Origin of the sequence: Advenella sp., assembly GCF_052108595.1 — a bacterium.
Classification (GTDB): domain Bacteria; phylum Pseudomonadota; class Gammaproteobacteria; order Burkholderiales; family Burkholderiaceae_B; genus Advenella.
Map to the genome: position 1 here is coordinate 1 of NZ_JBQEAU010000014.1, position 13,221 is coordinate 13,221.

The window sequence follows — 13,221 nt, forward strand, 5'->3', positions numbered from 1 at the left end:
CATGTCCGACTGTTGCAGGCCAATGGTGTATACGCGCGTATGTGGGCCATGCAGTTTGCCGCAAGCGATGAAGGCACGGATGTCTGAATAGCGGGGCGGCAGTGCACCTGGGCATGGCGGCAGGGTTGGTCCGGCAAATTGGCGGTGCTGGTCGATTCAGAAGCACTGCGCGGGTGAGAGCTGGCACAGCGGATGCCATGCATGTGAAGGATGGCTGATCCAACACGTCAGCCGCGCCGGCCAAGCGACATTAACTTTGCGGATGTGAACTGATAATGCAGATGCAATATACGATGCTATTGCATCTGCTATTTGACCTCTACTGGCTCAGCCCGGCAGACTTGATTACCTCTTTCCACTTGCTCACTTCTTCCTTCTGGAACTGGGAAAATTGGTGAGGATTATTGCCTACTACGGTGAAACCCAATTTTTTCATGGTTTCCTGTGTGCGCGGCTGCTTCAGGCTTTCGCTTACTGCCTGGTGCAGTTTGTCTATGACTTCTTTGGGCGTGCCTGTTGGCGCGGCAACCCCTTGCCAGGAATACACGACCATGTTCTTGATTGCCGATTCAGCCATGGTTGGTGTATCGGGCAGCTCGGGCGAGCGCTGCGCACCGGTAATCGCCAGCGCCCTGAGTTTGCCGCTTTGCACGTGTGTCAGCACAGCCCCCAGGTTCTGGAATGACACATCGACCTGTGCACCCAGCAGATCGGCAATGGCTGCTGCGCCTCCCTTATAGGGGACATCGATGCCCGTGGTATTGCTGCGTTGCCGGAACATCACTGCAGACAAATGATCTGACGAACCGGTGCCGGAAGACGCATAGGAAATCTGGTCGGGATGTTTGCCGGCGTACTCGATCAGTTCGGCCACGGTTTTGACCGGAATTTTTGAAGATACGACCAGCACGTTCGGATTGCGCACCAGTTGACTGACGTAATCGAAGTCTTCACTGGGCTTGTAGGATAATTTTTTATAAAGTCCTTCGTTAATGGCGAAGGTGCCGATAGAGCCGACCATCAACGTGTAGCCGTCAGGCTTGGCGTTTTTCAGTTCCTGTGCGGCGATAGCGCCGTTGGCGCCCGGCTTGTTTTCGACGATCACCGTCTGGCCCAGCACTTTTTCCATCCCCGGTGCGATGGCGCGTGCGGTAATATCAGAAGATCCGCCCGGCACAAAGGGCACAATGATTCTTACTGGTTTGTCCGGATAGGCTGCCAGTGCCGGTCCCGCTACCATCAGTGTAGTTGCAAGCGCACCCGCGATCACTTTTTCAATCATACGTTCTGTCTCCGTCAATATTATTCTGTTAAGATAAGATGTCTGATGTTATTTATACTTGTATGACAACTATATTTATTCATCGATATAAAGTCAAATGAAATATCAAACCAACTTACGGGTCACTTATCTACTGCAGGATTTCAAATGAAAACATCGCCAGTTTCATCCCAGGATCTACAACGCTCCGTGATTGCAGTGCCACCTCTGGCGCGCGACACGGAATATCGTCTGAACAAGTCAGCGAATCGGGCCTTGTTATCCCATCTTTATGAGGGTGGCGTGCGGACGGTGATGTACGGTGGCAATGCCAATTTCTATCATCTGGGCGTCAATGACTACGCCGATACGGTGGCACAACTGGCCGATCTGGCTCAGTCCGATATGTGGGTGCTACCTTCGGTTGGCCCCGATTTTGGGAAAATGAGAGATCAGACCGCCATTTTGCGAGGCTTCGATTTTCCCACGGCAATGCTTCTGCCCATGACGTTTCCTTATACACAGCAGGGGCTGGCCGATGGCATTCGTTATTTTTCTGATGCATTCGGCGACAAAATCGTGGTCTATATCAAGTCTGATAATTATCTTCCTGCCGAAACCATGGCCAGCCTGGTCGAAGAAGGCAGGATTGTAAGTTTCAAATACGCTGTGGTGCGACCTGATCCCACCGATGACCCGTATCTGCAATCCATTCTTTCATGCGTAAGCCCGGAGCTGATTGTCAGTGGCATTGGCGAGACGCCGGCCATTGATCATATGGCGCATTTTGGCCTGAAAACCTTTACCAGCGGTTCGGTTTGCCTGGCGCCCGCCGGCTCGATGGGCTTGTTGCGCGCAATGCAGGCGAACGACACGGCTACGGCGCAAACGTTGCGTGCGCACTATATGGCGTTTGAAGCGCTGCGCGATGGCATCAATCCGATCCGGGTCCTGCACGATGGCGTCACACTGGCTGGTATTGCCGATATGGGGCCGATCTTGCCGATGTTCTCGGGCCTGACTGAAAATGAGGCGCAGCAGGTCGGGCCGGTTGCCCGTCAATTGGCTACCTGGGGGAACAGCCAGCTGGCGGAGAATCAGCAGGAAAGCTGCGCTTGATTTACTATCGGTTCACGCAGGTGTGTCATTACCCGTTGTCCGATAGGATGGCTGCAACATCCGGCGGGCACAATGGCAATACGGGAAAGCAAACGAAAAATGGAAGACATCAGGTGCTGCGGTTTGCGCGGGGCGCCGTGCTGGATCCAGGCGGGTGGCCAGGCGTGACATTGAACCGGGCGCAGTTATTACTATTGCAATAACCAGTTAGACAAACACAACGGGGGCATGCAGCCCGCCAACAACGGAGACGAGGATGATAAATTTCAGTAAAACAGTCGGTGCCATGATTCTGGCTTTGGGGATTGCCGGCAGTGCCAGCGCAGCCTATCCGGATGCACAGCCGGTCAAGGTATTGGTTGGGTATACGCCTGGTGGCACCACAGACCTGGTGGCGCGGATTGTTGCCAAGGGCTTGAGCGACGAACTCAAGCAGAGTTTCGTGGTGGAAAACAAACCGGGCGCCAGCAATAATATTGCCATGACCGACGTTGCTCGCGCCAAACCCGACGGCTACACGCTTATCGTCACGACCATTGCCAGCTCAGTCAATGCCACGCTGTTCAAGAAGCTGAACTATGACTTGAAAAAGGACTTTGCACCGGTCGCCCTCATCGCCAAAGTGCCCAACGTACTGGTGGTCAATCCCAAGCTGCCGGTCAACAATGTGAAGGAATTGGTTGAATACATCAAAAATAACAAGGACAAGGCCACCTATGCTTCTTCAGGTATCGGCTCCTCGCAGTTCCTGTGCGGCGAGCAACTCAATCAGGATGCCGGCACCCAGATTCTGCATGTCCCGTTCAAGGGCAGTGCGCCAGGCCTGACAGCGGTGATGGCTGGCGATGTGCTGATGGAGTTTGATAATATGCCGTCGGCCTGGCCGTTTATCAGTGCCGGCAAGCTCAAGGCGCTGGCCGTGACCAGCAAGGAGAAATCGGCGGTGGCCCCGCAATTGCCTACGATGATCGAGGAAGGCTTCAAGGACTTTGATATTTCGTCGTGGTTCGGCGTATTGGCGCCGGCCGACATGCCTAAGGAAGACGTGGCCCTGCTCAATAAGGCGATTCTCAAAGTGGTTGCCAAGCCCGATGTTCAGAAACAACTGGCTAACCTGGGCGCCATTCCGCAGAGTATGACCCCCGAGCAGTTTGGCTCATTCATCAATGAAGAGGTTGATCGCTGGGGCGCCCTGATCACCAAACTGGGCGTAAGCGCCAACTAACCCATCAGACTGCGGCCCGTTATGGAAACGGGCTGCAGTCTTCTATCTTCTATCTTCTATTTTTTGAGTTTGGCAAATGCCGCGGCCATGGCATTCATGGACGTGCTGGCCGGCGCCTGATTGCGCGCCGGTTGTCGTCCGCCACCGTTTGACCGTGGAGCAGCAGCACCCGGTCGCGAATCGCGTCGCGCCGCAGGTCCGGTATCGTCATTGAGCCTCATGGTCAGGCCGATACGATTACGCGCCACGTCAACTTCCTGTACCTTGACTTTGACAGTCTGGCCGACGCGGACCACATCCCGCGGATCTTTCACAAACGTTTCGGACAGGGCGGAAATATGCACCAGGCCGTCCTGGTGCACGCCGATGTCCACAAATGCGCCGAAATTGGCGACATTGGTGACCACGCCATCCAGAATCATGCCTTCCGACAGATCCTTGATCGTCTCGACGCCTTCCTGGAAGGTGACGGTCTTAAATTCAGGGCGGGGGTCTCTCCCTGGCTTTTCCAGTTCCGAGAAAATATCTTTCACAGTGGGCAGGCCGAAGCGTTCGTCGGTAAACTCGCTCGGAGACAGGCCGCTTAACGCTTCCTTATTACCCATGACTGTTTTGACGTCCTTGCGGATTTTATCCAGGATGCGTTCGACCACGGGGTAAGCTTCCGGGTGGACGGCAGAGGCATCCAGGGGGTTATCACCGTTCTGGATGCGCAGAAAGCCTGCCGCCTGTTCAAAGGACTTGGCGCCGAAACGCGAGACATCCATCAGGGTTTTACGCGTTGGGAACGCACCATTCTGGTCACGCCAATCGACTATATTGCGGGCCAGGGTGGAATTCAGGCCCGATACCCGTGACAGCAGGGCTGCAGAGGCCGTGTTCACATCGACGCCCACCGCATTCACGCAATCCTCGATAACGGTATCGAGCGAACGCGCCAGCTCCCGCTGGTTGATATCGTGCTGATACTGACCGACACCAATTGCCTTGGGCTCAATTTTAACCAGTTCGGCCAGCGGGTCCTGCAGGCGGCGGGCAATGGAAACCGCGCCACGCAGGCTCACATCCATATCGGGAAATTCCTTGGCTGCCAGTTCCGAGGCTGAATATACTGAAGCACCAGCTTCGGAAACAACGATTTTACGCAGTCCCGCGTTGGGCAGGGCTTCGATCAGTTCGGCTGCCAGCTTTTCGGTCTCGCGCGAGGCCGTGCCGTTGCCGATGGCAATCAGTTCGATCTTGTGTTTATTGACCAGGGCCGCCAGCGTGGCCAGCGACCCGTTGCGATCGCGTCGCGGTTCAAAGGGATAGATGGTGGCGGTATCGAGCACTTTGCCGGTTTTGTCGATGGCGGCCACCTTGACGCCGGTACGGATGCCCGGGTCCAGGCCCAGCACCGATTTGGGGCCGGCCGGTGCTGCCAGCAGCAGGTCTTTGAGGTTCGCGGCAAAGACGCGGATGGCTTCGGCTTCGGCCTCTTCGCGCAGTTTTGTGATGAACTCCGATTCGAAGGCGGTGAGCATTTTCACGCGCCATGTCCAGCGCGCTACGTCGGCCAGCCATTTGCCGCGGGCACTGGCTGCTGGCGAATAATCGGCATCCAGTTCCAGAAAACGGCTGATGCGTTCAACGCAGGGATGGGGCACCAGCGCATCCTGTTCGTCGCTCAGGCCGATGCGCAAATCAAGCGCGCCTTGCTGGCGACCGCGCAGCAGGGCCAGCACGCGATGCGAGGGCAGACTGCGGATGGACTCGCGAAAATCGAACCAGTCGCGAAAATTGGCGCCTTCTGCTTCTTTGCCTTCAATGACCTTAGAGTACAGAAAGCCATGCTGGCCCAGGTAGCCGCGCATATCGGCAACCAGGTCCGCGTTCTCCGAGAACTGTTCAGCCAGAATGTCCCGTGCGCCATCGAGCGCGGCGCGGGTGTCCTTGACGCCAAGCTCTTCATTGACGTAGTCCTGGGCAGCAACGAGCGGATCGGCATTGCGCTCGGCCAGCAACAGGTCGGCCAGCGGTTGCAGTCCTGCTTCACGGGCAATCTGGGCGCGCGTACGGCGCTTGGGTTTGAACGGCGCGTACAGGTCTTCCAGGCGCTGCTTGGTGTCGGCAGCCGCGATGGCTTCGCTCAGTTCGGGCGTGAGCTTGCCCTGACCGGAAATGGATTCGAGCACGGCGGCGCGGCGCGATTCCAGTTCCCTGACATAAGCCAGTCGCACTTCCAGGTTACGCAATACGGTATCGTCCAGGCCGCCCGTGGCTTCCTTGCGATAGCGCGCGATAAACGGGACGGTCGCCCCGTCATCAAGCAGCGAAACGGTGGCTTCGATCTGGCTGGCACGAACATTGAGTTCGGCAGCCAGCAATGCAATAATGCGCGCCGGGTCAACCAGCGGGGACGAGGCGGTAACAGAAGAAGAGGATGCGTTCATACTTAACGGTGATAATTAAACTTAACGCGACATTGTGCCATAAGCATCGCGGTTGGCGCAGCAGAACTGGAGTATGATGCCACATGTAAATGCCGCAAGGCGAGGTCGTAGGAAACGTTGTGCGAGTACTTGATTTTGATATTTCCGACTGGTTTGATCAGGAGGGACCGCTGGCGGCAGCGGTGCCCGGCTATACGCTGCGCGACGCGCAGATTCAGCTGGCGCAGGCCGTGGATGAGACAATTGCCTCGCATTCGGTGCTGGTAGCCGAGGCAGGCACCGGGACCGGTAAAACCTGGGCCTACCTGATTCCGGCGTTCCTGTCGGGCGGCAAGGTGCTTATCTCCACCGGGACCCGGACCTTGCAGGATCAGCTGTTTACCAAGGATGTCCCACGGGTTCGCGATGCCCTGGCCCTGCCGGTTCAGGTTGCGCTGCTGAAGGGGCGAAGCAATTACGTCTGTCATTACCACCTGGACCGGCTGGAGCAGGACGAGCGCGCGCTCAAGTCCAGGGATGAAATCTCCCAGTTGCGGCAGATCCGTGTATTCGCAACACGCTCGCGCTCCGGTGACAAAACCGACTGTGGCCAGGTGCCGGAAGAAGCCGATATCTGGAACCGGGTTACGTCCACCCGCGAAAACTGCCTTGGCCAGGACTGCCCCAACGTCAAGGAGTGCTTTTTGCTCAAGGCGCGCAGGCAGGCGCAGGAAGCCGATGTGGTGGTAATTAACCACGCTCTGTTTTTTGCCGATCTGGTTTTGCGGGAGGAAGGCATTACCGACCTGTTGCCGGCCGCCGATGCGGTGGTATTCGATGAAGCGCACCAGTTGCCTGAGACTGCTACCCGCTTTATGGGCGATGTGGTCTATTCGGGCACCATTACCGATTTTCTGAAATCCGCTGAAGTGGCGGCGCTGGCGTATGCGCGTGATAGCGCCAAATGGACTGAAGCCTGCCAGCGCGTGTCCTATTACGTGAAAGATCTGCGCCTGGTGGCGGCACCCATAGAAAAAATGCCCGGACGCAAGGCCACGTTCGAGCAGATTCCCGAAGCTGACCGTTTTTTTGAGATTCTGAACAAGCTTTACGATGAACTGGTCACGCTGACCGGCATGCTGACTGCAGTGCAGGAGCGCCATCCCGATCTGGCGACTGCGGCAAAGTCGGGGACAGAGCTGTGTGCACGGCTGTACCGCTGGTCGCAACCGGTCATTTTGCCTGAAGGCGTTACCCGTGACAGCGCTAACCTGGCTGCGAATACGGCGCAGCAGACAGTACCGCCAGCTGTATCCAAAGCTGGCAACGTCGTGGCCGAGCAACTGGTTCGCTGGGTCGAGGTAGGGCTGCATCATTTTCGCCTGCAGATGGCGCCGCTGTCGGTAGCCGATGCTTTCTCACGCCAGCGGCGCAAGGATCAGGCCTGGATCTTTACCTCTGCGACGCTATCGGTCTACAAGGATTTCTCGCACTATACCCGTCAGCTCGGACTCTATGGCGCCCGTACCGAAAGATGGGAGTCGCCCTTTGATTATCAGGACCATGCCATGCTGTATGTGCCTGATCATTTGCCCGAACCGCAGTCACCCGATTTCCAGAAGCAGTTTGTGACAACGCTGATCCCGTTGATCCAGGCCAGCCCGGGTGGTGTGCTGGTATTGTGCACAACTTTGCGTGCCGTCGACAATCTGTCCGCCATGCTTCTGGAGGCCTTTGATACGCATTTCATCGAGCGGCCGGTATTGCGTCAGGGAGAAAGCTCGCGAGGTACATTGCTTGAACAGTTTCGTCAGTTAAAGAATGCGGTGCTGGTAGGCAGCGCCAGTTTCTGGGAAGGGATTGATTTGCCGGGCGATATGCTTACCTTGGTGGCGATTGACAAATTGCCTTTTGCACCACCCGATGATCCGGTGCTTGAAGCGCGCATCAAAGCCTGTCGCGAGTCGGGCGGTAACCCGTTTTTTGAGTATCAATTGCCCAGTGCGGCGATTGCCCTGAAGCAGGGTGCAGGTCGACTGATTCGCACCGAAAAGGATTGGGGGCTGCTGGTGGTCGGGGACCGGCGACTGGTTGAGAAACCTTACGGAAAACTGTTGTGGCGTGGTCTGCCGCCGTTTCGTCGCACGCGCAAGCTTGACGAGGCCACCGCGTTTCTGAAAACCCATGCAAAGGATATTGCGCTGCCCACAGGCGACGACGCAGTATCGTAAATTCGTTTGCAACAGGTGCAGTAAAAAGCAGGGCGGCCCATGGGCCGCCCTGCTTTTTACCTGAAGGTATCTGTCCGGTCTGTTTTAATTGAAGACGCGTGACGGATTGATCCATGAAAACCAGCCACCGCTGCCCTCCAGGCCTTGTTCATAGTATTTGCTGTTAGGGTAGTTCTGATCCAGAATTCGTTTTGCATCATTGGCCTGATCGGGCATGCCAAGCTGCTGGTACGACTGCATCATGATATACAACGCAGGTTCGGCAGCGGCCACACCGGAAAAGTCTTTCAGGACAGACTGGCTGCGGTTGATGGCGGCAACATAGGCATGACGTGTGTAATAGTATTTGGCCACATTGACTTCGTTGTCGGCAATGGTGCTGACCAGCCACGTCAGGCGCTGCCTGGCGTCGCGGCTGTATCGGCTTTCCGGAAAGCGCTGGACAAGCTCATTGAAAGCGTCGTACGACTGGCGCAGCCCCTTGGGATCACGCTCGCTGGGATCCTGTCCGGTCAGGCTGCGCAGATAGGAGCTGGGTGGCGTAAACGTAACCAGACCTTTCAGATACAGCATGTAATCGGTGCCCGGATGGCTGGGGTACAGGCGCAGGAAGCGGTCAATCACAGCCACGGCCTTTTCCGGATCGTTGTCCTTCCAGTTCACATAGGCTTGATCGATTAGCGATTGCTGCGCGAAACTGGAATAGGGATAACGGGCTTCGACGGCTTCCAGATAGGTGCGTGCGGTTTTGTAGTCATTACTGCGCACGTTGTCGCGAGCTTCCTGATATAACTGGGGCGCTGACATACCGGCTGTTCTGTCAGCTTCTCGGGTCATCATGCTGCTGCAACCTGCAATAGTCAGGCAGCCCAGCGCAATGAGAGAAGTTCGAAGCAAACGTTTATGCATAATTTGGAAGTGACTGTTAGTTAAAGTTCAAAAAGCAATCTGATAATAGCATTGCCGCGTTATTATAAGAACATTATATGATTTTACAGTGTTTTCTATCGATGTCAGACCCAACTTTACAGGATGCCGACGAAATTCCCGACAATGAGCAGCGGCAATTCCGTCTTCCCATGACGATGACCGGCGAACGCCTGGACAAGGTTCTGGCTACGCTCATACCTGAACATTCACGCAGCAGGCTGCAGGGATGGATAGAACAAGGGCATGTGCTGGTCAATGGCGTACCCGGCAAAATCCGCCAGAACGTTGGTGCCGACGATCTGCTGCTGGTGACGATGCAGCAGGCGCCCGAACAGACGGCGTTTACACCGGAACCAGTGGATTTCATGGTCGTGGCCGATTCCGCAGACTGGATTGTGGTCAATAAGCCCGCCGGCCTGGTTACCCATCCCGGTGCCGGAAACTGGTCGGGTACGCTGTTAAACGGCCTGCTCTACCGATATCCCGAACTGGCTCATGTGCCGCGGGCAGGCATTGTGCACCGTCTGGACAAGGATACTGATGGTTTGCTGGTGGTGGCGCGCAATGAATCGGCCCAGACGCATTTTGTCAGACAATTGCAGGCGCGCACCATGGGCAGGGAATATGAAGCGCTGGTGATGGGGCATAGTCCTGCCAGCGGAAGCGTCACCCTGCCTATCGGTCGCGATCGCCATGTGCCGGTGCGTATGTCCACCGTGACGCCAATTGCTGCCAAAGAAGCGATTACCCATTATGAGCGCCTGGCTTTCGGCTATATCGACGAGGCGCCCGTCAGCCATGTGCAGTGCAGGCTGGAAACAGGCAGAACCCACCAGATCCGGGTCCATATGCATGCGCTGGGATATCCCCTGCTGGGCGATACCCTGTACAACGGTAAACCGCTAGGTCAGGCGCAGCGCCAGATGCTGCATGCGCGTCGTCTCACTTTTATTGATCCGGCCTCGGATCAGCCCCGGTCATTTGACGCGGCCCGTCCTGATGATATGGAACAGGTAATGGCGGCAATTGAATGGACATCAAAATGAAGCCGTTACAGGTGACCGGGCAGCGCTGTCCAGGCGTGCATTATTTCACAACCACGCGCCATGGCGGCGTGAGCCGGGCTCCCTACGATAGCAATAATCTGGGGCTGCATGTCAAGGATGATCCGCAAGCGGTATGGGAAAACCGGCAGCGGCTGCGTGCTTTTTTGCCGGGAGACCCGGTCTGGCTTGACCAGGTACACGGCACCAGCGTACTGGATGCGGATGTGGCAGGGGCGCACGCCGTGGGACCGTTTGACGCCAGCATGACTACGACGCCAGGTCGGGTGTTGGCAATTCTGACCGCCGATTGCCTGCCAGTGGTGTTTGCCTCGGACAAGGGGGTGGCGGCGGCTCATGCAGGCTGGCGTGGCCTGGCGGCGGGGGTGCTGGAGAATACTGTCAAAAAACTGCATACTGCCTGCGGTAAACTGCCCGATTACGCTTGGATTGGCCCTGCCATTTCCTACCGGGTATTCGAAATTGGTCCGCAAGTGCGCGAGGCGTTCCTGGATGTTGATCCCACGGTGGCCTTCTGCTTCATGCCGCATCCGGACAATGCCGGCAAGTGGCTGGCCGATCTTTCAGGCATTGCGGCCCATCGGCTGTCCGCGATGGGAATCCGGCACGTTGAACAAAGTGGCCTGTGCACGTATCTGCAGGATGACCTTTTTTATTCCTACCGGCGCAGCCAGACGACCGGCAGATTGGCCACGGTTATCTGGATCGAGCCCTGATTGTTCCGTGCTGTGGGTGACGATGCAGACCCAGGGCGGATGGGCGCTCAGGGTTTCCCTTAGTGGGGTAGATACCGTCTGACGTACTGTTTGTTTTTATATAGAATGATTTGTACACGGTGAGCATGCCACGAATGAAAATCAGACCACAGCCGGAGAGACGAGTGACCAACGAGACTGATCAAGCATGGGCAGCCCAGGCCGCTCCGGCGCAGGATGCAGCCTTCCCGGCGCCGTTGCAGGCCGAGTTCCTCGCCAAATGGCAGCAGATTGCCGCCGCCGGACAGCAAGGTACGTTGCCACCGCTGACCGACAGAAGGTTCAGCAGTCCGGCCTGGCTGGAAAGCCCGCAGCATCTGCTGATGGCCCACCTCTATTTGCTATCGACCAGCATTATGCAGAAAATGGTCGATCAGGCGCCAGTGCCCGACAATGTGCGGGAACGGCTACGGTTTTCGGTTGAACAGTGGAACGATGCTATGTCGCCCGCGAACTATTTTCTGACCAATCCCGACGTGCTCAAAACCTTTTCGGACACCCACGGTGAATCGTTGCAGAAGGGGTTTCTGAACCTGCTGGGCGATCTGCGCCGCGGCCAGATTTCTCAGACAGACGACTCGACATTCGAAGTGGGAGGTAATCTGGCCACGACGCCCGGTTCCGTGGTATTTGAAAACCCCTGGTTTCAGTTGCTGCAGTATGCGCCGCAAACGCCAACCGTGTACCGACGGCCCTTGCTGATGGTCCCGCCATGCATCAACAAATATTACATTCTGGATTTGCAGTCAGGCAATTCCCTGGTGGAGTATGCAGTCAGCCAGGGTTTTACCGTGTTCATGGTTTCCTGGCGCAACCCGACCATGGCAGATACTGATGGCATACAAAAATCAACCTGGGACGATTACATCGAAAAGGGTGTGCTGACCGCGATTGAAACAGTCCGCCAGATTACCGGCCAGCCGCAAATCAATGCCTTGGGGTTTTGCGTAGGTGGCACCATGCTTTCCAGTGCGCTGGCGGTGGCGCGGGCGCGCGACGAGAACCCGGTGGCCAGTGTGACGCTGCTGACCACGCTGCTCGATTTTGAAGATACCGGCGTACTTGATGTGTTCGTCGATGAGGCGCATGTAGCCTATCGGGAACAGCTGCTGGGGCAGGGGGGAATGATGACTGCCAAAGAGCTGGCCACCACCTTTTCGTTTCTGCGGCCCAATGAACTGGTCTGGAACTATGTCGTCAGCAATTACCTGAAAGGCAAAGCACCGCCTGCATTCGACCTGTTGTACTGGAATTCAGACGGGACCAATCTGCCGGGCCCGTTCTTCACCTGGTACTTCCGGAATATGTACCTCGAAAACAGATTGTGCCGTCCGGGCGCACTGAAAATATGCGCTGAAGCGGTAAATCTTGCCGATCTGGACATGCCTGCGTACGTTTATGGCTCGAAAGAAGACCACATTGTTCCCTGGGATGCCTCGTTCGCCTCGGCGCGCCTGCTCTCGGGCGATGTCCGGTATATCCTGGGTGCTTCCGGTCATATTGCAGGTGTGATCAATCCGCCGGCAAAGAACAAACGCAACTACTGGTCCAGTGATACCATTCAGGTGCAGCAGACCGATGCCCGGCAATGGCTGGAAAATGCGCAATCGGTGCCTGGCAGCTGGTGGCCCGACTGGACCGGCTGGCTTGCAGGGCACAGCGGGCGCAAGGTAAAGGCCAAAGCAACGCAGGGAAATGCCGCCTACCCGCCGCTGGCTCCGGCGCCGGGGCAGTACGTCAAAGTCAAAGCCTGATCGGGTCAATGCATCGTTTTATTACCGTGAAAGTAGCCTAAGGAGTTCAAAATGACACAAAAAATAGCATATGTTACGGGTGGGATGGGAGGTATAGGGACCTCCATCTGTCAGCGCCTGCACAAAGATGGATTCACGGTTATCGCCGGCTGCGGTCCGCAACGCAATGCCCAGCAGTGGATTGACGAACAGGCAGCACAGGGGTATACATTCTATGCCTCGGCAGGCAACGTGTCCGATTGGGATTCCACCGTCACTGCGTTCGAAAAGGTCAGGGCCGAACACGGTCCCGTGGACGTTCTGGTAAACAATGCCGGAATTACGCGTGATGGGGTTTTTCGCAAAATGTCCATTGATGACTGGCGTGCAGTCATGGACACCAATCTGAACAGTCTGTTCAATGTGACCAAACAGGTGATTGAACATATGTATGAAAAGCGTTGGGGGCGTATCATTAATATCAGCTCTGTC

10 protein-coding genes are annotated in these 13,221 nt (G+C 56.4%); 7 read left to right on the forward strand and 3 right to left on the reverse strand.

Going from position 1 to position 13,221, the window contains the following annotated elements; translation table 11 throughout:
* Positions 1-319: 319 nt before the first annotated feature.
* Positions 320-1,282, reverse strand: coding sequence for a Bug family tripartite tricarboxylate transporter substrate binding protein (locus tag ACTIKR_RS04170; protein WP_193088630.1), 963 nt, complete (start codon positions 1,280-1,282; stop codon positions 320-322).
* 147 nt (positions 1,283-1,429) lie between these two features.
* Here ACTIKR_RS04170 and ACTIKR_RS04175 point away from each other — a divergent pair, with 147 nt between their 5' ends.
* Together ACTIKR_RS04175 and ACTIKR_RS04180 are read left to right on the forward strand one after the other, a co-directional pair.
* On the forward strand, positions 1,430-2,380 hold the full coding sequence (locus tag ACTIKR_RS04175) for a dihydrodipicolinate synthase family protein (RefSeq protein WP_193088629.1): 951 nt from the start codon (positions 1,430-1,432) through the stop codon (positions 2,378-2,380).
* Positions 2,381-2,636: 256 nt separating this feature from the next.
* Positions 2,637-3,605, forward strand: coding sequence for a Bug family tripartite tricarboxylate transporter substrate binding protein (locus tag ACTIKR_RS04180; protein WP_193088628.1), 969 nt, complete (start codon positions 2,637-2,639; stop codon positions 3,603-3,605).
* Positions 3,606-3,661: 56 nt separating this feature from the next.
* On the opposite strand, the gene ACTIKR_RS04185 is transcribed toward ACTIKR_RS04180, so the two are convergent.
* The gene (locus ACTIKR_RS04185) at positions 3,662-6,037 is read right to left on the reverse strand and encodes a Tex family protein (RefSeq protein ID WP_193088627.1); all 2,376 of its coding nucleotides are present in this window, start codon (positions 6,035-6,037) and stop codon (positions 3,662-3,664) included.
* Positions 6,038-6,156: 119 nt separating this feature from the next.
* Here ACTIKR_RS04185 and ACTIKR_RS04190 point away from each other — a divergent pair, with 119 nt between their 5' ends.
* Positions 6,157-8,247, forward strand: a complete 2,091-nt coding sequence (locus tag ACTIKR_RS04190) for an ATP-dependent DNA helicase (RefSeq protein ID WP_370540211.1) — start codon at positions 6,157-6,159, stop codon at positions 8,245-8,247.
* Positions 8,248-8,331: 84 nt separating this feature from the next.
* Here the strand turns inward: ACTIKR_RS04190 and ACTIKR_RS04195 are convergent, their stop codons facing one another.
* Positions 8,332-9,156, reverse strand: coding sequence for an outer membrane protein assembly factor BamD (locus tag ACTIKR_RS04195; protein ID WP_193088625.1), 825 nt, complete (start codon positions 9,154-9,156; stop codon positions 8,332-8,334).
* Positions 9,157-9,257: 101 nt separating this feature from the next.
* Here ACTIKR_RS04195 and ACTIKR_RS04200 point away from each other — a divergent pair, with 101 nt between their 5' ends.
* The 4 genes from ACTIKR_RS04200 to ACTIKR_RS04215 all read left to right on the forward strand — a co-directional run.
* Positions 9,258-10,223, forward strand: a complete 966-nt coding sequence (locus ACTIKR_RS04200) for an RluA family pseudouridine synthase (RefSeq protein WP_193088624.1) — start codon at positions 9,258-9,260, stop codon at positions 10,221-10,223.
* Positions 10,220-10,957: a peptidoglycan editing factor PgeF gene (gene pgeF, locus ACTIKR_RS04205; RefSeq protein WP_370540210.1), complete on the forward strand. Its 738-nt coding sequence runs from the start codon at positions 10,220-10,222 to the stop codon at positions 10,955-10,957. Before ACTIKR_RS04200 ends, pgeF begins: the two co-directional genes overlap by 4 nt.
* A gap of 134 nt (positions 10,958-11,091) precedes the next feature.
* Positions 11,092-12,750: a PHA/PHB synthase family protein gene (locus ACTIKR_RS04210; protein WP_370540209.1), complete on the forward strand. Its 1,659-nt coding sequence runs from the start codon at positions 11,092-11,094 to the stop codon at positions 12,748-12,750.
* A 51-nt stretch (positions 12,751-12,801) separates the two neighbouring features.
* Positions 12,802-13,221 (forward strand): SDR family NAD(P)-dependent oxidoreductase (locus tag ACTIKR_RS04215; RefSeq protein ID WP_442327217.1); only part of this gene is annotated, 420 nt, incomplete at its 3' end.